Source organism: Burkholderia sp. RF2-non_BP3, assembly GCF_001522185.1.
Classification (GTDB): Bacteria; Pseudomonadota; Gammaproteobacteria; order Burkholderiales; family Burkholderiaceae; genus Burkholderia; species Burkholderia diffusa.
In genome coordinates this window covers 776,760-795,861 of record NZ_LOSU01000028.1, presented here as the reverse complement: position 1 = coordinate 795,861, position 19,102 = coordinate 776,760, and the positions used below count along the sequence as shown (strand labels likewise).

The 19,102-nt window shown below is 67.2% G+C and carries 14 protein-coding genes; 5 read left to right on the top strand and 9 right to left on the bottom strand.

Going from position 1 to position 19,102, the window contains the following annotated elements; genetic code table 11:
• Positions 1 to 522 precede the first annotated feature (522 nt).
• On the top strand, positions 523 to 909 hold the full coding sequence (locus WS45_RS13970; RefSeq protein ID WP_059525484.1) for a TssQ family T6SS-associated lipoprotein: 387 nt from the start codon (positions 523 to 525) through the stop codon (positions 907 to 909).
• A 47-nt stretch (positions 910 to 956) separates the two neighbouring features.
• The gene (gene tagH, locus WS45_RS13965) at positions 957 to 2,369 is read left to right on the top strand and encodes a type VI secretion system-associated FHA domain protein TagH (protein ID WP_059700408.1); all 1,413 of its coding nucleotides are present in this window, start codon (positions 957 to 959) and stop codon (positions 2,367 to 2,369) included.
• 169 nt (positions 2,370 to 2,538) lie between these two features.
• Here the strand turns inward: tagH and WS45_RS13960 are convergent, their stop codons facing one another.
• The 9 genes from WS45_RS13960 to WS45_RS13920 form a co-directional block, all read right to left on the bottom strand.
• A complete protein-coding gene (locus tag WS45_RS13960) occupies positions 2,539 to 3,984 on the bottom strand; it encodes an NAD-dependent succinate-semialdehyde dehydrogenase (protein WP_059690083.1) in 1,446 nt (481 codons plus the stop codon).
• Positions 3,985 to 4,145: 161 nt separating this feature from the next.
• On the bottom strand, positions 4,146 to 5,465 hold the full coding sequence (locus tag WS45_RS13955) for a c-type cytochrome (protein ID WP_059700406.1): 1,320 nt from the start codon (positions 5,463 to 5,465) through the stop codon (positions 4,146 to 4,148).
• A 15-nt stretch (positions 5,466 to 5,480) separates the two neighbouring features.
• Complete coding sequence (locus WS45_RS13950; RefSeq protein ID WP_059700404.1) at positions 5,481 to 7,703, bottom strand: xanthine dehydrogenase family protein molybdopterin-binding subunit; 2,223 nt, start codon at positions 7,701 to 7,703, stop codon at positions 5,481 to 5,483.
• A gap of 1 nt (position 7,704) precedes the next feature.
• Positions 7,705 to 8,160: a (2Fe-2S)-binding protein gene (locus WS45_RS13945; protein WP_059700403.1), complete on the bottom strand. Its 456-nt coding sequence runs from the start codon at positions 8,158 to 8,160 to the stop codon at positions 7,705 to 7,707.
• Positions 8,161 to 8,296: 136 nt separating this feature from the next.
• The gene (locus tag WS45_RS13940; protein WP_059700401.1) at positions 8,297 to 8,596 is read right to left on the bottom strand and encodes a putative quinol monooxygenase; all 300 of its coding nucleotides are present in this window, start codon (positions 8,594 to 8,596) and stop codon (positions 8,297 to 8,299) included.
• 93 nt (positions 8,597 to 8,689) lie between these two features.
• A complete protein-coding gene (locus tag WS45_RS13935; protein ID WP_059700399.1) occupies positions 8,690 to 9,748 on the bottom strand; it encodes an NADP-dependent oxidoreductase in 1,059 nt (352 codons plus the stop codon).
• 203 nt (positions 9,749 to 9,951) lie between these two features.
• The gene (locus WS45_RS13930; protein ID WP_059525468.1) at positions 9,952 to 10,572 is read right to left on the bottom strand and encodes a TetR/AcrR family transcriptional regulator; all 621 of its coding nucleotides are present in this window, start codon (positions 10,570 to 10,572) and stop codon (positions 9,952 to 9,954) included.
• Positions 10,573 to 10,695: 123 nt separating this feature from the next.
• Positions 10,696 to 11,706 (bottom strand): DNA-binding protein, encoded by a 1,011-nt coding sequence (locus WS45_RS13925; RefSeq protein WP_059700397.1) that lies wholly within the window; start codon positions 11,704 to 11,706, stop codon positions 10,696 to 10,698.
• A 380-nt stretch (positions 11,707 to 12,086) separates the two neighbouring features.
• On the bottom strand, positions 12,087 to 12,857 hold the full coding sequence (locus WS45_RS13920; RefSeq protein ID WP_257140411.1) for a TetR/AcrR family transcriptional regulator: 771 nt from the start codon (positions 12,855 to 12,857) through the stop codon (positions 12,087 to 12,089).
• Between the two features lie 370 nt (positions 12,858 to 13,227).
• On the opposite strand from WS45_RS13920, the gene WS45_RS13915 reads away from it, so the two are divergent.
• From WS45_RS13915 to WS45_RS13905, 3 genes are read left to right on the top strand one after another with little or no spacing between them, the layout of a single operon-like run.
• Positions 13,228 to 14,394 carry an efflux RND transporter periplasmic adaptor subunit gene (locus tag WS45_RS13915; RefSeq protein ID WP_059700396.1) on the top strand — a complete coding sequence of 389 codons (1,167 nt, stop codon included), beginning with the start codon at positions 13,228 to 13,230 and terminating at the stop codon, positions 14,392 to 14,394.
• Positions 14,391 to 17,555: an efflux RND transporter permease subunit gene (locus WS45_RS13910; RefSeq protein ID WP_059700394.1), complete on the top strand. Its 3,165-nt coding sequence runs from the start codon at positions 14,391 to 14,393 to the stop codon at positions 17,553 to 17,555. Before WS45_RS13915 ends, WS45_RS13910 begins: the two co-directional genes overlap by 4 nt.
• Positions 17,555 to 19,021, top strand: coding sequence for an efflux transporter outer membrane subunit (locus tag WS45_RS13905; protein ID WP_059700597.1), 1,467 nt, complete (start codon positions 17,555 to 17,557; stop codon positions 19,019 to 19,021). Before WS45_RS13910 ends, WS45_RS13905 begins: the two co-directional genes overlap by 1 nt.
• Positions 19,022 to 19,102 lie beyond the last annotated feature (81 nt).

The window sequence follows — 19,102 nt, the reverse complement described above, 5'->3', positions numbered from 1 at the left end:
CCTTCCGCTTAAATTTCACTCGGCAATTTATTCTTGCAAAAAGACGGGTCAAATCGCCAATTGCTGAACGAGATCGAAATTGGGGAAATGGCAATGAATTGGATTGATTTCTGTCATTTTGAAAAGGCGCGTTAATCCGACCGGTTCGCCACGGCGGCCCGGTTCTATTGCAGGTTCACTTGCGGTATGGACGTTGAACCCAAGCCTGACGGCCGTCGGCGGTCGGTGGCTACGCCCTGCGGGTCGTGTCACGCTGTTTGCGTTGCCCGAACGGAGGGCCGGCTTTTCCGATCATTGACCGGTGCCGGGCAAACAACTGACGAATCCCAAAAAGCACAGCGAACTATAGAATCGATTTTATGGATTAACAAGTCGAAAACCCGGAATCGATTTGAGTGGAAACTCGGGCGCAATTTCCAAAATGAAACAAAACGTAACGGCGACATCGCCCGCCCTGATTGGCACTAGAATCCAACAGCGCTTGTGCACCACCCTCCAATAACGCAAATATTTCATTTCAGAATGAAAGGCCGCTCATCGATCGTGATTTTCCTCGGCGCCTTGCTGCTGGGAATCGGCGGGTGCAGCACGTCCCCCACGCAATCGGCGGCGCGCGCCGCGGTCGACAGCGCGCGCGCGGCGTACGGCGCCGGCGACTACGGACGCACGATCGCGGTCCTGAGCCGAGCGAAGGAGATCGACGGGGCCGATACCGACACGCAGGTCACCGCGCACAAGCTGCTCGCGTTCAGCTATTGCGTGACGAACCGCATCGCGCAGTGCCGCGCCGAGTTCTCGAAGATTCTCGACCTCAACCCGCGCTTCGACTTGTCCCCCGCCGAGAAGGGACATCCGATCTGGGGGCCCGCGTTCGAGTTCGCGCGTCGCAGGCATGCGTCGTCATCTTGACCGAACCGGAATCCCCGCCAGCGTTTCCTTACCGAGCGACGTATGACATGCAACTGATCGTGATCGAACATGCCGGCGAGCCGGTCGAAAGCGACACCTACGACGCCGTCGTGTTCCACCCGCCCGGCGGCACCATCGGCCGGGCAACCGACAACCATCTCGTGCTGCGCGACGACACCCGGCAGATTTCCCGGCTGCAGGCCCTGCTGCAGGTCGGTGACGATGCGTGCCTGCTGAAGAACCTGAGCAGCGTGTCGACGATCGAGGTGAACCGCGAGCCCGTCGGCTATGCACAGGAGCGCCCGCTCAATACCGGCGACATCATCCGCATCGGGCCGTACGTGCTGCGTGCCGAGCGTGACGACGGACATGACGCGCCGGTCGTCGACATGCCGACCGCCTCCAGCGCGAGCGCCGACCCGCGAGGCACGTCGGGAACCGCCGCACACGCGCACGTCGACGCGAAGACGACCGGCAACCGGTTGTGGGGCCTGCTGCAGGATCGCCTCGCTCCGCGCGGCAAGGCAGCGGACGCCGGAACGCGATCCGGCACGGCGGCGCGCAGGGAGGCGGCGCAGCCCGCGAGCCGCGCCGCGCCGGCCGCGCCGTCGCCACGCGACCTGAATCAGTTGTCGACCGACCCGCTCGACTTGTTTGTACAGTCGTCGCCCGATATCGGTGGATCGGGTTCGGCGTCTCCGTCCGAACGCGGCGAGGCGGATCGCGGCGCGTCGTCGTCCGCGACACAAGCCGATCATGCGCCCGAGTGGACGCAGCACGTACGTGTGCAACCGGCGACGGCGCATGCCGAGCCACGTCCCGTCGACGAGCCTGCACCGCAGGCGAACCGCGTGCCGACGCCCGACGAATTGCTGAACGCATTCTTCGAAGGCGCCGGACTCGATACCGCCGCCGAGTCGCATCAATGGTCGGCCGAACAGCTGTACATCGCGGGGCAGTTGCTGGCGCTGTTCGCGAACGGCACGGTCGAGCTGCTGTCGTCGCGCAGCATCCTGAAGCGGGAGGTGAAGGCGCACATGACGATGCTGCTCGATCGCGAGAACAATCCGCTGAAGCTGCTGCCGGACGGCGGCGCCGTGCTGCGCCAGATGTTCGGGCTGCCGCTGCCCGGCTTCATGTCGCCGCAGAGCGCGGTCAGCGACGCGTTCCAGGATCTGCACGCGCACCAGATCGGCATGGTCGCCGGCATGCGCGCCGCGCTGATGGACCTGCTGACGCGCTTTTCGCCGCAACGGCTGCGTGAGCGCGACGATGCGATGCGCTGGTACGAGAAGCGCGTGCCCGCGCTGTACAAGGCGAGGATGTGGGACCGCTACGCGGCGACGCATCGCGACACGGTGTTCGCGATCGAAGACGATTTCGCGTCGGTGTTCGGCAAGGCGTTTCTCGCCGCGTACGACGCGGAGGTGGAAAGCTATCGCGGCAGCAGCCGGCATTGAGCGGCGGGCGTCGTATGCCCAGTGGTCGGCGGGAACGACCGCCATTCCCGGCCGAAGCCGACCGCCAGCGACGCAGAAACAACAAGGCCGGGCAGAACGCCCGGCCTTCGGCAACGCTACCCCGCGTGCGCACCGCACAACGGGCGGCACGCGCGTGGTCGAACGGTCGTCAGACCGCCATCACCGTCACCGACTTCGTGACGAGATACGGCTCCAGCGCTTCCGGCCCGCCTTCCGATCCGTAACCCGAATCCTTCACGCCGCCGAACGGCATTTCCGGCCACGGCGTCGCGGGCTGGTTGATCCACAGCATCCCGACTTCGAGACGCTGCGTCAGCAGGTGCACGTTCGCGAACGAGCGCGTGAACGCATAGCCGGCCAGCCCGAACGGCAGACGGTTCGCTTCGGCGATCGCGTCCTCGAGCTTGTCGAAACCGCGGATCGCCGCGACCGGGCCGAACGGCTCGTTGTTGAACACGTCCGCTTCGAGCGGCACGTTCGCGATCACGGTCGGCGCGAAGAAGTTGCCTTCCGAGCCGATCCGTTCGCCGCCGGTCTCGATGCTCGCGCCGACCTTGCGCGCGTTCTCGACGACCGACGCCATCGCAGTCAGCCGGCGAGGATTCGCCAGCGCGCCGAGCGTCGTGCCTTCCTCGAGGCCGTTGCCGATCTTCAGCCCCTGCGCATGCTGGACCAGCGCGCGCGTGAATTCGTCGCGAATGCTGTTGTGCACGAGGAAACGCGTCGGCGAAATGCACACCTGGCCGGCGTTGCGGAACTTCGCGCCACCGGCGGCCTTCACCGCCAGCGCGACGTCCGCGTCCTCGGCGACGATCACCGGCGCGTGGCCGCCCAGTTCCATCGTCGCGCGCTTCATGTGCTGGCCCGCGAGCGCCGCGAGCTGCTTGCCGACCGGCGTCGAACCCGTGAACGTCACCTTGCGGATCACCGGGTGCGGAATCAGGTACGACGAGATTTCCGCCGGATCGCCGTACACGAGACCGATCACACCGGCCGGCACACCCGCGTCGACGAACGCGCGCAGCAGCGCGGCCGGCGACGCCGGGGTTTCTTCCGGCGCCTTCACGAGGAACGAGCAGCCGGTCGTGAGCGCGGCGCTCAGTTTGCGCACGACCTGGTTGACCGGGAAATTCCACGGCGTGAACGCCGCGACCGGACCGACCGGCTCCTTCACGACGGTCTGCTGCGCGCCGAGATTGCGCGGCGGGACGATCCGGCCGTACACGCGGCGGCCTTCGTCCGCGAACCATTCGATGATGTCGGCTGCCGACAGCACCTCGACACGCGCTTCCGTCAGCGGCTTGCCCTGCTCCTGCGTCATCAGCTGCGCGATCGTGTCGGCGCGCTCGCGCACCAGCGCGGCCGCCTTGCGCATCGTCGCCGCGCGCTCGTGCGCGGGCACCTTGCGCCATGCTTCGAAACCGCGCTGCGCCGCGGCCAGCGCGCGGTCGAGATCGGCGATGCCCGCGTGGGCCACCTTGCCGATCGTCTTGCCGGTCGCCGGGTTCACGACGTCGATCGTCTTGCCGCTCGCGGCGTCGACCCACTCGCCGTCGATCAGCAGTTGTGTATCCGTATAAGTCACGTTAGCCATCCAGACACCCCAGTTTTGCGTCGATAAAACGCGCGCTGCCGCGTACGGCCGCACGCCGGTTGACAGAAAGCACCATGTTGCCGGGCGCCCTGCCCCCGGCAACCTTCGACGACGCGCACGCGGCACGCATGCCCGTCGTCATCCGCCACGTTCGGCCGCGCTCAGCGCGCGGCCGCCGTCGCCTTGCGGAGTTTCGCGACGTCCGCCGCCTGCACGGCCGGCGCGCCGTTGTTCCAGCCGGCGCGCATGAACGTCAGCACGTCGGCGATCTGCTGGTCGTTCAGCTGGTTCGCGAACGCCGGCATCGGATACGCGGACGGCACGCCGCCGATCACAAGCGACTCGCTGCCGTTCAACGTCACGTTGATCAGCGACGATGCATCGGCCTCGAGCACGTTCGGATTGCCCGCGAGCGGCGCGAGCAGCGGCGCGTAGCCGCGACCGTCCGCGCCATGGCAATTCATGCAGAAAGCGTTATACACCTTTGCGCCCGGATCGTTCGCCGGCCGGCCCAACGCGACCTGCGTCGGTTTCGGGTCGTAACGGTAAGGCGGCGCGCCCGTGCCGCCCGCCGCCGGCAGCGATTTCAAATAGCGCGAGATCGCCGCGAGATCCTCGTCGGTCAGCTCCTGCGTGCTGTGGTTGATCACGCTGACCATCGAGCCGAACGCGGTCGCATGCTGGTTCGCGCCGGTCTTCAGGAACTGCGCGACATCCGCATCGTTCCAGCGGCCGAGCCCCGTATTGTGCTCGCCGGTCAGGTTCGACGCGAACCAGTTGTCGATCGGCGCGCCCGACAGGAACGCCGCCCCGCTTTCGTCCAGCGCCTTCTCCTGGAAGCCGACGCCGCGCGGCGTATGGCACGATCCGCAATGCCCGAGCCCCTGCACGAGGTACGCGCCGCGGTTCCACGTCGCGTCCTTCGCCGGCTTGTCGGTGTACGGCGTCGTGTCGAGGAACACCGCGTTCCACAGCGCCAGCGGCCAGCGCATGTTGAGCGGCCACGGAATGTCGGACGCGCGGTTCGCCTGCTTCACCGGCTCGACGCCGTGCATGAAGTACGCGTAAAGCGCCTTCACGTCGTCGTCGCGCAGCTTTGCGTACGACGGATACGGCATCGCCGGATACAGGTGATGGCCGTCCTTCGCGACACCCGAGCGCAGCGCGCCCGCGAACTCGGCCTCCGTATAGCCGCCGATGCCCGTGTCCGGGTCGGGCGTGATGTTGGTCGTGTAGATCGCGCCCATCGGCGTGACCATCTTCAGGCCGCCGGCGAACGGCGCGCCGCGCGGCGCGGTGTGGCACGCCACGCAATCGCCGGCCTTCGCGAGATACGCGCCGCGTGCGACCAGCGCGCTGTCGGCGGGCGCCGTTTGCGCGGCATGCGCCGCCGTGCCGGCCATCAACGCGGACAGCGCGATCAACGATGCGCCGAGCGTGCGAGCGGCGCGATTCAGACTGTTCGGGGTGAGGTTTCGCATGATGTGTCTCTCCCCTCAAGCCGTCTTCAGCTGGTTGCCGACCGGGAGCTTGCGCAGCCGCGTGCCGGTCGCCGCGAAGATCGCGTTCGACAGTGCCGCCGCGGTCGCGGCGGTGCCCGGTTCGCCGATTCCGCCCGGCGCCTCGGCGCTCTTCACGAGATGCACATCGATCGGCGGCGTCTCGTTGATGCGCATCATCCGGTAGTCGGTGAAGTTGCTCTGCACGACGCGGCCGTCCTCGATCGTGATCTCGCCATACAGCGCGCCCGTGATCCCGAAGATGATGCCGCCCTGCACCTGCGCCTCGATCGTGCCCGGATTCACGGCCATCCCGCAGTCGACCGCGCACACGGCACGCTTGACCTGCACTTCGCCGCCCTCCACCGCGACGTCGATGACGATCGAGAAGAAGCTGCCGAACGCGTGCATCACCGACACGCCGCGGCCTTGCCCCTTCGGCAGCGGCGAGCCCCATCCGGCGGCCTTCGTCGCGACGTCGAGCACGTTCAGCGCGCGCGGCGTCTTGCCGAGCAGCGCGCGGCGGTACTGCACGGGATCGGTCTTGGTCTGCGCGGCCAGTTCGTCGATGAAGCTCTCGACGACGAAGGTGCTGCGCGTCGGGCCGACGCCGCGCCAGAACGCGGTCGGCACGTGACGCGGCTCCTGCCGCACGTAATCGATCAACTGGTTCGGCAGGTCGTACGGCAGGTCGGTCGCGACTTCGACCGCGTCGGGGTCGACGCCATCCTTGAACGCGGGCGGCGCGAAGCGCGCGAGGATCGACGAACCGACGATCCGGTGCTGCCACGCGACCGGCTTGCCGTTCGCGTCGAGGCCGGCCGAAATCCGGTCGTAGTAATACGGCCGATACATGTCGTGCTGGATGTCTTCCTCGCGGGTCCACACGACCTTCACCGGCGCATTGACCTGCTTGGCGATCTTCACGGCCTGGCCGATCATGTCCGTTTCGAGCCGCCGGCCGAAGCCGCCGCCGAGCAGATGGTTGTGCACGACGATCTTTTCCGGCGGAAAGCCCGTGAGCTGCTGCACCGTGTCGCGCGCGCGCGTCGGCACCTGCGTGCCGACCCAGATCTCGCAGCCGTCGGCGCGCACGTGCACCGTGCAATTCACCGGCTCCATCGTTGCGTGCGCAAGGAGCGGCTGTTCGTAGACGGCGTCGATGCGCGTCTTCGCATTCGCGAACGCGTGGCCGACGTCGCCGTCCTTGCGCGCGACCGCGCCCTTTCCGTTCGCGGCGGCCTGCGCGAGATCGGCGACGATGTCCCTGGTCGACACCTTCGCGCCCGCACCTTCGTTCCACTTCACGACGAGCGCCGACGCGCCGCGCTTCGCGGCCCACGTGTGATCGCCGACCACCGCGACCGCGTTGTCCGCGCGCACGATCTGGCGTACGCCCGGAATCTTCCGCGCGGCCGACTCGTCGACGCTCGCGACCGTGCCGCCGAACACCGGGCTGTTCACGATCACCGCGTACAGCATGCCGGGCAGACGCACGTCGAGCCCGAACTGCGCGGTGCCGTCGACCTTCTCGGGCGAATCGAGCCGCTTCACCGGCTTGCCGATCAGCTTGAAATCGGCCGGCTGCTTCAGCGCGACGTCCTTCGGCACCGGCAGCTTCGACGCGGCGTCCGCGAGCTGGCCGTACGATGCGCGCCGGCCGCTCGGGGTGTGCCGCACTTCGCCGTTTTCCGCCCGGCAGGTGGCCGGATCGACGTTCCATTGCTTCGCCGCCGCGGAAACCAGCAGCGTGCGCGCGGTCGCGCCCGCGCGGCGCAGCGGTTCCCACGCGTAGCGCACCGACGTCGAGCCGCCCGTCAACTGGCCGCCGAGCAGCGGATCGAGGAACAGCTTCTCGTTGGGCGGCGCGTGGTCGAGCGTGACGTTCGACAGCGGCACTTCGAGTTCCTCGGCGATCAGCATCGGCAGCGCCGTGTAGACGCCTTGCCCCATCTCGACCTTCGGCATCACCAGCGTGACCTTGCCGCTGCGGTCGATCTGCACGAACGCGTTCGGCGCGAATACGCCGGCGCGCGCACTTTCGTCCGCATCGCCGCCGATCACCGAGCGCCGTGCGTCATCGCCCGCCGCCGGCAGACTGAAACCAAGCAGCAAGCCGCCGCCCGCCGCCGCGCCGAGCGACATGCCCGCCTTCAGAAACGAACGGCGCGACACGCCCGCGCTGACGGCCTTCCCTGCTTCGATGAGTCCTCGCGACATGTCACGCCCCCTTCGCAGCTTGCTTGACGGCCGCGCGAATCCGGTTGTACGTGCCGCAGCGGCAGATGTTGCCGGCCATCGCCGCGTCGATGTCGGCGTCGCTCGGGTTCGGATTCGACGCGATCAGCGCCGTGGCCGCCATCACCTGCCCGGACTGGCAGTAGCCGCACTGGACGACGTCGAGCTCGCGCCACGCTTGCTGAACCTTCTGGCCGGCCGGCGTCGCACCGACGGCTTCGATCGTCGTGATCCTGCGGCCCGCGACGGCCGCGACCGGCAGCACGCACGAGCGCGCGGCGACGCCGTCGAGATGGACGGTGCACGCGCCGCATTGCGCGATCCCGCAGCCGAATTTCGTGCCGGTCAGACCCACGACGTCACGCAGGACCCACAGCAGGGGCATGTCGTCGGGGGCGTCGACCGTGCGGTTCTCGCCGTTGATATTGAGGGTGACCATTCAGACTCCGGGGCCGATGTATTGGGGAAGCGGCGCGAACGATGCACCGCGTTGTCGTTGTCATTGCCGCCGCGTCATGCGTGACGGCTGCCGCGCGGCCGGGGCGGGAGCAAACCGCGACGACGGTGCTGCGTCGTTACTCGGCCACGTCGATGCCCGACAGCACCTTGATGACGGGCGGCGCCGCGAACCAGTCGGCCGACTTCACGCGGAATTCGGCGAAATACGGGCTGGCGAGGTGCGCGTCGAACGCGGCCTGGTCGTCGTAGATCTCGTACAGGTGCAGGTTCGGCGAACCGTCCTGCTCGCGGAACAGGTCGTAGCGCCGGTTGCCCGACTCGACGCGCGTCTTGGCGACCATGCTGCGCAATTCGGCCTCGGCGGCCTGCGCGTGTTCGGGTTTCAGGAACAGGGAAGCAATCACGTGAAGCGCCATCTTGTCACTCCTTTCGAAACGGAATCGAGCATGCCACAAGCCGGCGTCTCGCGACGCCAGCGTGCAATCGTTGTGTGTCGTCCTGCGCCGGCGTCAGGCCAGTTCGTCCGGGCCCACGCGCACGACGACCTTGCCGAAATTCTTGCCGGCGAGCAAGCCGATCAGTGCTTGCGGTGCGTCAGCCAGGTCGGGGACCACATCCTCAAGCGTCTTCACCTTGCCCTGCGCGACCCACTCAGTCATCTCCTTCAGGAACGACGCATAACCGGTCGCATAGTGATCCAGAATGATGAACCCCTGCATCCGGATGCGCTTGCGCAGGATCGTGCCCATCAACGCCGGCACGCGGTCGCGGCCGCTCGATACCGCGGTGTCGTCGTACGCCGCGTCGTTGTAATGCGCGATGATTCCGCACACCGGCACGCGCGCATGCTCGTTGAGCAGCGGCCACACCGCGTCGAACACGGCACCGCCGACGTTCTCGAAATAGACGTCGATGCCGTTCGGGCAAGCGTCCTTCAGCCGGGCGGCAAATTGCGGATCGCGGTGATCGACGCACTCGTCGAAGCCGAGCGTGCCCTTCACGTACGCGACCTTGTCGGCGCCGCCCGCGACGCCGACCACGCGGCAGCCCTTCAGCTTCGCGATCTGGCCGACCACCGCGCCGACGGCCCCGCTCGCGGCGGCCACGACCACGGTTTCGCCGGCCTTCGGCTCGCCGATCGTCAGCAGTCCGGTGTATGCGGTGAACCCCGGCATGCCGAGCACGCCGAGCGCATACGACGGATGCGGGAAGTCGCGGCCGAGCGGAATGAGGTCGCTGCCGTCGGACAGCGAATAGTCCTGCCAGCCGCCGCCGGCAACGACCAGGTCGCCTTCGCGATACGCGGGCAGGTTCGACGCCACGACACGGCTGATCGTGCCGCCGACCATCACGTCGCCGAGTTCGACCGGCGGTGCGTACGACGGCGCGTCGCTCATCCGGCCGCGCATGTACGGGTCGAGCGACAGCCAGACCGTGCGCAACAGCACCTGGCCTGCGCCGGGCGCCGGCACGTCGCCGGTCTCGGTACGGAAGTCGTTCGGGGTGGGCGCGCCGACCGGGCGCGCGTTCAGGATGATTCTGCGGTTTGCTGCCTTGCTTTGCGGCATGGGAACCTCCGTCAACAGGAAGGGACGTGCACCGGGCACGATCGGATCAACTTGGACAACCGTGATGCGTGAGGCCGCGGGCCGTGCCGGCCAATCGGCCGGCGGCGCCGCAGCTTCGCGGGTAAAGCAACGGGATTACAGCGTAAGTAGACCAGTCGTCTAGCATTCGTTCAAAAAACAAGGCGCGCCTGCGCGCGCCCACGTTACGACTGCGCTCCATCTGGCTCGAAGGACGGCAGGTTCAGCATCCGCCGTGTTTCGAGCATCGCGCGTTCGAGCGGTTTGCGATTCCGGTGAATCTTCTCCAGCAGCGTCGCACCCAGCCACAGCTCGTAAAGGATCGCGGCCGTATGCGCCGGATCGTCGACGCCGCTCAGCGAACCGTCTGCCAGCCCGGCCTCGATCCCGCCCGCGAGCCGCTCGATGATCTGGCCGGTGCCGCGCCGTAGCACCGCGCGCATCGCCTCCGACAGATCGGACACTTCCGCGCCGAGCTTCACCGCGAGGCACTTGCCTTCCGGATCGTCCGCGCACTGCGTGTGCAGCCAGTTGCCCCAGTACGTCATCAGGCGCTGCGCGCCCGTGCCGGCCTGATGGCCGAGCAGGTTGTCGAGATGCGCGAGATAGCCTTCGAAATACGATTCGAGCAGCGCCTCGCCGAACGCCTCTTTCGAGCCGAAGTAATGGTAGAACGAGCCCTTCGGGATGCCCGCCGCGGCGAGAATCTCGTTCAGACCGACCGCCGAGAACCCCTTGTGGAGCATGATCGGCTTCGCGATATTCAGGATGTGCTGGCGGACTTCCGCGCCTGAAGATGCATTCATGATGGCGTATCTTAGCAACGATTAGACCGGTCGTCTAGTAACGTCGAGCCGGCAAGTTGAGCGGCACTTTACCCGAATCGCGCCGCGCCGCGGATGCGTTGCTGCCGCACCGTGGCGTCCATGTCACGCGGGTTTGGGAATGCGCTTCCTGGCGACCGGTTTCGCCGCGCGCAGGCTGCCACCCGCCGGACGACCGGGCACCCTGCGCACGGGCGGGCGTGATGCGCGTTCGGCACGCAATGCGTCGAGCTCGCCGACATACGCGACATTGGCCGCGCGGGCGCCGTCGAGCTGGCCTTCGAGCACGCCGCAGCGGTGCTGTGCGTCGGCCAATTGCGCCTGCAGCGCCGCGAGATCCTTGCGGTGCTGCATATCGCGCTGTTCAGCGCGCGTCGCGGCCGCGTCGAGCTCCTTTTGAACGCGCGCGGCCGCGAGCCGTTCGCGGTCGATCTCCTGAAGCGCCCGCTTCTCCGATGCACGCAAGCGTTCCTCCGCCCGGCCCGCGTCGTCGCGTAACCGGTCGAGCTGCGACGTGAAATCGGCGCGCGCCTGCGCCAGCGCACGATCGGCGTCCGCATTGTCGGACTTCAACCGTTCGACTTCCGCCTGCAGCGCGCGGCGCGATGCTTCGTCGGCCGCCCTTGCCTGCTCGAGCTCCTGGATGCGCACCTGGGCCGCCAGCAACGCGTTCGTGCGGTGCTCCAGCGCGGTTTCGGTGCGGGACAGGTCAGCCTGCGATGCAGCGACTTCCGCCTTCGCCGCCGCCCGTTCAGCTTCGACTTCGGCGCGCAGTGCATCGAGCGCTGCGGCGGCATCGGTCGTCGAGCGGCTCCACAACGCGGCGACGAGCTCGCCGGCCGCAGCCTGCAGGTCGGCCGGCAGGTCGGGATGCTCGATGCGCACCCGGCTCTTCTCCCGCAACTCCGCCCAGAACTCGCCGAGAACCGCCGTCGGCGTGCTCATGCTGCCTTTGCGCACGAGCTGGTAGAGGCGGTTCGCGGTGGGCGTGATGCCGAAGCGGAAGAACATCAATGCGCAGACCTCGCGATACAGCTCGCGGGTTTTCGGGAAATCGCCCTTCAGGCGGTCGATTTCGGCGATCAGGCGGGAGTCGTCGGCGGTGAGGTCGGGCATGGGGGGTTGAGTTAGTTGTTTCGTGAATAATATAACGTAAACCGTCAAATATCCAATCATCCGCCTCTTTTGGTTTGACATTATTTCTATAATGTTGATGTTTTGCGGACGCGCTTCGTTATTTCCGAATGTCGCCTGGATGGCCCCATCAATTTTCTGGCAAGCCTGAGCCGCGGATGCTCTGCTTTGATTACGGCGGGGACTGGGGAGCTAATGGTCGACCTGCTCACCGACGTACCGGTTGGGTGGCAGGCTTGCCATCTTGGAGAAGCGTCGTGAGATCACTACAAAATGGAAGCGCATTACCGCGAACACGGCGGATGACATCACGCACTCCATGACGCATGAGCGAGCGGTATCGTGCGGAACGCGACAAACATCTATCGTTGCTGCGACGGCAAGGTTGAGCTTTCAGGCGAGGCGGATTCTCTTGTCTGATGGGCGAAGTCGCCGGGCGGCAATGGTCGGTTCGCCACGTCAAGTGCCTCGGCGCACGTCAGGCCGAACGTCTGCAATACCATCGCCGCGGCTCGCTCGGGGAACCTGCCCTCGTCCCCCATCGGTTTTCGCGCCGCGCCCGCAGCCGCGTCGGCCGCGTAGGACTCCGCCGCGATCACCGCCAGGATCGTTCCCATCGTCGCAAGCACGCTCATGAACAGATCGCCGACGACAAAGCGGCGTGCCGAGATTCCTCGCTCGCCGTCCCGCCGCAAACGCTGGCCCAGCCCCTGGCCAAGCGCGCGCGCCGAAAATCCTTCCCGCATCAGGAACCGCGCCCAGAGCCGCTCGCGGCGCGCGCGTATCAGCGTGTGACGCACGCAGACGGAAACGACCTCGGCAGGATCCGACAATCCGCTCGTCAGACGCTCGAGTCCATCCGCGAAATCGTCGAACACCCACTCCGTCAGCGCGGCGAAGATGCCGTCCTTCGATTCGAAGTGGTAGTAAAACGAGCCGAACCCCACATCCGCCGCCTCGGTGATCTCGCTGATCGCCACATTGTCCCTGCCCTTTTCCGCCATCAGGCTGAACGCCGCCTGCAGCAAGCGCATGCGCGTCGCCTGCTTGCGCCGGGCGCCGCGCGGCTGGCGATGTTCCGCTTCGCCCGCTGATGCGTTCGAGCAGCGGTGCCGGACCGGTGCGTCGTCCATGAGCGCGCCTCCCTTTTTCGAAAGATTTTTTTGCATGGCGCAATTCTAGATTTTTCTCTCATACTTGACAATATTATCAGTTATGAGTCTAATCTCGGAAATCGCAGAACCGGTTCCGGCCCAGACGCCGTCCGACCCTCGCTAGCGAGCGTTGGCGACGGGTATGGCCACGTCGGCGTAAGCGCGTCTATCGCCAGGCGGCGCCGCGTCATGTTGGCAAATGGAATGGTCTGCACCCGGAACATTGGAGTCCTGATTGATCGTCCGGCGTACCGCCGCGGAGACGCTCGCGTACGTCTGCATAAACCAGGGCGGCCCGTCGTGGTCGCCGAACGCTTCTTAGTTGACCCTCACTTGTCTTGGAAACATCGTGAAATCACCCGGTCCTGACGCGCGGACTTCAACGCGCCCGTTTCTGACACGCTTCGCATCGCCGGTTCGGCGAGCCCCAATCGCGTTCGCGTGCTGTGCGATTCTCCTCACGGCCTGCCACTCGCACGAGGCCCCCGCGCCCGAACTGCAGCCGGTCGTCGCGCTGCCGGTTCATGCGGACGACGGCGCGGTGCAGCGTGCGCTACCCGCACAGGTTCAGGCGCGATATTCGACGCCGCTGTCGTTTCGGGTCGGCGGCAAGCTCGTCGAGCGGCGCGTGCGCATCGGCGACACCGTCAAGGCCGGCCAGACCCTTGCGATGCTCGATCCGGCGGATCTGCACAACACGCTGCTGAACGCACGCGCCCAGCTCGATGCCGCCGAGCATCGCGTTGCCTATGCGAAGCAGCAGCTGGATCGCGACCGCGCCCAGGCTCAGGCCAACCTGATCGCACCCGCGCAACTCGAGACGACGCAGGACGCGTATGCATCGGCGGTCGCGCAACGCGATTCCGCCCTTGCGCAAATGGCGCTCGCGGGCGATCACCTGCGCTACGCGACGCTGAGTGCGGATCACGACGGCGTCATCACGTCGGAAGACGCGGATACCGGGCAGAACGTCGAACCCGGCCAGGCGGTGTTTCATCTGGACTGGAGCGGGGACCTCGACATCGTCTGTGACGTCTCTGAGCGCGACCTGCGCGATCTCGCGGTCGGCCGCACCGCACACGTCAGCCTGACGGCATTGCCGGGCAAGGTGCTGGACGCACGCGTGCGCGAAGTCGCGGCGGCCGCCGATCCGCAAAGCCGCACCTGGCGCGTGAAGCTGACGCTGCTCGCACCGGGGCCGGACGTGCGCTCCGGGATGACAGCCAGCATCACGTTCGACGGCGCCGCCGACATCGCCGCGGACCACGCGATCACGCTGCCGGCCACCGCGCTCTTTCATCGCGGCGACGCGCCGGCCGTCTGGGTCGTCCGCAAGGGCAGCGACACGCTGGAGCTGCGCCCGGTGTCGGTCGGACGCTACGACGAACGCACGATCACCGTCACGTCGGGGCTCGCGGACAACGAACGTGTCGTGATGCAAGGCGTTCATACGGTCAGTACCGGCCAGCACGTCCGCGTCGTGCCGCCGCTGCATGCGGAGGACTTCGCGTCATGAATGCTCCGGAACATCGCCCCTCGACCGACGGCGCGCTCGGAACCGGCGCGGCATCGCACGACGACGGCCGTTTCAACCTCTCCGCATGGGCGCTGAAGCATCAGCAACTGGTGATCTTCCTCATCGGCCTCGCGACGATCTTCGGCGTGATCGGCTATACGCGCCTCGCACAATCGGAGGACCCGCCGTTCACGTTCCGCACCATGGTGATCCAGACCTACTGGCCCGGCGCCACGGCGCGCGAGGTGCAGGAACAGGTCACCGACCGGATCGGTCGCCAGCTCCAGGCCGCGCCGTACGTCGACAACATCAAGAGTTATTCGCGGCCCGGCGAGTCGATGATCTTCTTCGCGATGAAGGATTCGGCGCCGGTCGACCAGGTGCCGGAAACCTGGTACCAGGTGCGCAAGAAAGTCGGCGACATCCGTGCAACGCTGCCCAAGGGCGTCGTCGGCCCGTTCTTCAACGACGAATTCGGTGACGTCTACACCAACATCTATGCGCTCGAAGGCGACGGCTACTCGCCTGCGCAACTGCACGACTACGCGGACAAGCTGCGCACCGTGCTGCTGCGCGTGCCGGGCGTCGCGAAGGTCGACTACTTCGGCGATCCCGCCCAGCACGTGTTCGTCGAAATCTCGAATGCGCAGCTGACACGCCTCGCCATCACACCGCAGCAGCTCGCGCAGGCCATCGACGCGCAAAACGCCGTCGCCCCGGTCGGCACGATCACGACGGCCGACGATCGCGTGTTCGTGCGACCGAGCGGTGCATTCAAGGACACGCAGGCGCTCGCCGACATGCTCGTCACGGTGAACGGCCGGACGTTCCGGCTCGGCGACGTCGCAAAGGTCACGCGCGGTTACGACGACCCGCCGGTCACGCAGATGCGTACGAATGGTCACGCGGTGCTCGGCATCGGTGTGACGATGCAGAAAGGCGGTGACGTGATCGACCTCGGCAAGGCGCTCGATGCGAAGGCGGCCGAGTTGCAGGCCGGCTTGCCGGCCGGTCTGAAGTTGACCGCGGTGTCGAGCATGCCGCATGCGGTCAAGCATTCGGTGGACGACTTCGTCGAAGCGGTCGGCGAAGCCGTCGCGATCGTGCTCGTCGTCAGCCTCGTGTCGCTCGGCTTGCGCACCGGCATGGTCGTCGTCATCACGATTCCGATCGTGCTCGCCGTGACGGCGCTGTGCATGCACGCGTTCGGCATCGGCCTCGACAAGGTGTCGCTCGGCACGCTGGTCCTCGCGCTCGGGCTGCTCGTGGACGATGCGATCATCGCCGTCGAGATGATGGCGGTGAAACTCGAGCAGGGCTGGAGCCGTGCACACGCCGCGGCATTCGCTTACACGAGCACGGCGTTCCCGATGCTCACGGGGACGCTCGTCACCGTGTCGGGCTTCCTGCCGATCGCACTCGCGAAATCGAGCACCGGCGAATACACGCGCTCGATCTTCGAGGTATCGGCGATCTCGCTGATCGTGTCCTGGTTCGCGGCCGTCGTGCTGGTGCCGCTGCTCGGCTACCACATGCTGCCCGAGCACGCGCATCGCGACGGTCACGCGCATGGCGACGAGGTGTACGACACGGGCTTCTACCGCCGGCTGTCCGGCTGGATCTCGGTCTGCATCGAGCGCCGCTGGGTGGTGCTCGGCGTCACCGCCGTGCTGTTCGCGATCGCGATGGCCGCGTTCTCGCGCGTGCCGCAACAATTCTTCCCGAATTCCGAGCGGCCCGAACTGCTCGTCGACATGCGCTTGCCGGAAGGCGCGTCGTTCGATGCGACGCTACGTGAAGCAAAGCGGCTCGAAAAGGTGCTCGACGGCCGGCCTGAAATCGGCCATGTCGTCGACTTCGTCGGCACCGGTGCACCGCGCTTCTATCTGCCGCTCGATCAACAGCTCCAGCAGCCGAACTTCGCTCAATTCGTGATCACGGCCAAGGATGTCGAGGCGCGCGAGCGGCTGTCGCATTGGCTCGAAACGACGCTCGCAAGCCGCTTCCCGACCGTGCGCACGCGCGTCGCGCGGCTCGAGAACGGGCCGCCCGTCGGCTTCCCGATCAAGTTCCGGGTGAGCGGCGACGACATCGCCACCGTCCGCGGCATCGCCGAAAAAGTGGCGGACAAGGTCCGCGCCGACGCCCGCACACGCAACGTGCAATTCGACTGGGACGAACCGGCCGAGCGGTCGGTCTCGTTCGAGATCGACCAACTCAAGGCACGCCAGCTCGGCGTGACGTCAGAGGACGTGTCGGGTTTCCTTGCGATGACGCTGTCCGGCTACACCGTCACGCAGTATCGCGAGCGCGACAAGCTCATCGACGTCGATCTGCGCGCGCCAAGGAGCGAACGCATCGATCCGTCGAGGCTCGCCGGCCTGGCGATCCCGACGCCGCACGGTCCGGTGCCGCTCGGCACGATCGGCCATGTGCGCGACACGCTCGAATATGGCGTGATCTGGGAACGCGACCGCCAGCCGACGGTCACCGTGCAAGCTGACGTGCGCGGCGAAGCGCCGAGCATCGGCGTGACGCGCGACCTCGACGCCGCGCTGGCGACGCTGCGCGCGACGCTGCCGGCCGGTTACCGGATCGAGGTCGGCGGCGCGGCCGAGGAAAGCATGAAGGGCCAGACGTCGATCAATGCGCAGATGCCGCTCATGATCGTCGCGGTGCTGACGCTGCTGATGATCCAGCTCAAGCGCTTCTCGCGCACCTTCATCGTCGTGCTGACGGCACCGCTCGGCCTGATCGGCGTCGTGGCCGCACTGCTGCTGTTCGGCAAGCCGTTCGGCTTCGTCGCGCTGCTCGGCGTGATCGCGATGTTCGGGATCATCATGCGCAATTCAGTGATCCTGATCGATCAGATCGACCAGGACATCGCAGCCGGGCAGCCACGCTTCGCCGCGATCGTAGGTGCGACCGTGCGCCGCTTCCGGCCGATCATGCTGACCGCCGCCGCCGCCGTGTTCGCGCTGATTCCGCTGTTGCGTTCCGGCTTCTTCGGCCCGATGGCCACCGCGCTGATGGGCGGCATCACGATCGCGACGGTGCTGACCATCTTCTTCCTGCCGGCGCTCTACGCGACCTGCTTCAAGGTGCGCGCCGACGAACGCGAGTCGCGCGCAATGGACGTCGCGTCCTCGGAGACATGCTGATGAAACTCTCTCGTATCACATCGGTGCTGGCCGCCAGCACGGCGCTTGGCCTGGGCGGCTGTGCGATGGCCCCGGACAGCACGCCGCCCGCGATGCCGTCGCCGGCGCACTACGGTGCGACGCCTCAGGCGCCGCGCACCGCCGAGGCGGCCGGCGTCGCGCAGCAATTCGACGTCGGCGCCGCGCCCGTCCCGCAATGGTGGCGCCTGTATCGCTCCAGCGTGCTCGACGCGCTGGTCGATGAAGGCCTGCGCGCGAACCCGACGCTGGCCGCGACGGAAAAGACGCTCGCCGCCGCGCAGGAGGAACTGCGCGCACAGATCGGCGCGTCGACCCTGCCGTCGATCGACGCGAACGCGCAGGTAGCCCGCACGCGCACGCCGGACATCTCCGGCGCAGGCGCGCAAAGCCTGCGCTACAACGTATTCGTCGGACAACTGCAGGCGCATTACACCTTCGACCTGTTCGGCGCCACGCGATACGCGAACGAAGCGAGCGCCGCACGCGTCGACGTGCGCGGTTGCGAGCTCGAAGCGGCAAGGCGTGCGCTGGCGGCCAACATCGTCGGCACCGCCATCCGCGCCGCGACGCTCGACCGCCAGATCCTGCTGACGGAGCGCCTCGTCGCAGTCGCCGAGGCATCCGCACTCGAAGACCAGCAGCGTTACGCGTTCGGTGCGGTATCCCACGTGCAGGCGCTGGCGTCGACGCAGGGCGCGGCGTCGCTTGCCGCGACGCTGCCGCCGCTGCGCCAGCAACGCGCGAGCGCGGTTCACGCGCTGGCGATCCTGCTGGGCCGCACGCCCGACGCGCCGCCACCGGTCCCGTCCTTCACCGGGCTGACGCTGCCGGAACATGTGCCCGTGGCGGTGCCCTCCGACCTGCTGAAGGCACGTCCGGACATCCGCGCGGCCGCGGCAGCCGTGAAGGCGGCATCGGCGGACGTCGGCGAGGCGACCGCCCAGCTGTTCCCAAGCCTGTCGCTCACCGCGACGATGGGACGCGGCGGCTTCAGCTGGCCGGCGCTGTTGTCGGGTGCGGGCGGGCTGTGGGCCGTCGGCGCCGGGCTGTCGCAACCGATCTTCCACGGCGGCGCATTGCTGGCGCACCGGCGGGCGTCGCGCGATGCGTACGACGCCGCAGTGCTGCAGTACAAGGCGGCGGTGCTGTCCGCATTCGGTGACGTCGCGGATTCGCTCGCCGCGCTGGACAACGACGCGCAAGCGCTGGCCGCGAACGAACTCGCGGCGCGCGCCGCAGGCGAGGCGTTCCAGGAAACGACGCAACGCCGCACGCTGGGTGCCGTTCCGATGTCCGCGCAACGATCGAGCGAGCAGACCTATTTGAACGCGGAGCTCGATGCGGTGCGTGCCGCGAGCCGCCGGATGACCGATACGGCGGCGCTGCTGCAGGCAATGGGCGAACTGCCGCCCGGCGCCGGCACGACGGTCGCGGCCCGGCAGTAGCCGTTGATTGCATCCGCGGACCGGCCCGCGCCTTCGGGCCGCACCGGTCCGCAATCCCGAAGCCCGAAGCCCGGCGCACCG

What these genes read in the sequence shown, in the direction of transcription:
- WS45_RS13970 (WP_059525484.1), top strand. Translation starts at nt 523, where the DNA reads ATGAAAGGCCGCTCATCGATCGTGATTTTCCTCGGCGCCTTGCTGCTG.
- tagH (WP_059700408.1), top strand. Translation starts at nt 957, where the DNA reads ATGCAACTGATCGTGATCGAACATGCCGGCGAGCCGGTCGAAAGCGAC.
- WS45_RS13960 (WP_059690083.1), bottom strand. Translation starts at nt 3,984, where the DNA reads ATGGCTAACGTGACTTATACGGATACACAACTGCTGATCGACGGCGAG.
- WS45_RS13955 (WP_059700406.1), bottom strand. Translation starts at nt 5,465, where the DNA reads ATGCGAAACCTCACCCCGAACAGTCTGAATCGCGCCGCTCGCACGCTC.
- WS45_RS13950 (WP_059700404.1), bottom strand. Translation starts at nt 7,703, where the DNA reads ATGTCGCGAGGACTCATCGAAGCAGGGAAGGCCGTCAGCGCGGGCGTG.
- WS45_RS13945 (WP_059700403.1), bottom strand. Translation starts at nt 8,160, where the DNA reads ATGGTCACCCTCAATATCAACGGCGAGAACCGCACGGTCGACGCCCCC.
- WS45_RS13940 (WP_059700401.1), bottom strand. Translation starts at nt 8,596, where the DNA reads ATGGCGCTTCACGTGATTGCTTCCCTGTTCCTGAAACCCGAACACGCG.
- WS45_RS13935 (WP_059700399.1), bottom strand. Translation starts at nt 9,748, where the DNA reads ATGCCGCAAAGCAAGGCAGCAAACCGCAGAATCATCCTGAACGCGCGC.
- WS45_RS13930 (WP_059525468.1), bottom strand. Translation starts at nt 10,572, where the DNA reads ATGAATGCATCTTCAGGCGCGGAAGTCCGCCAGCACATCCTGAATATC.
- WS45_RS13925 (WP_059700397.1), bottom strand. Translation starts at nt 11,706, where the DNA reads ATGCCCGACCTCACCGCCGACGACTCCCGCCTGATCGCCGAAATCGAC.
- WS45_RS13920 (WP_257140411.1), bottom strand. Translation starts at nt 12,857, where the DNA reads ATGGACGACGCACCGGTCCGGCACCGCTGCTCGAACGCATCAGCGGGC.
- WS45_RS13910 (WP_059700394.1), top strand. Translation starts at nt 14,391, where the DNA reads ATGAATGCTCCGGAACATCGCCCCTCGACCGACGGCGCGCTCGGAACC.
- WS45_RS13905 (WP_059700597.1), top strand. Translation starts at nt 17,555, where the DNA reads ATGAAACTCTCTCGTATCACATCGGTGCTGGCCGCCAGCACGGCGCTT.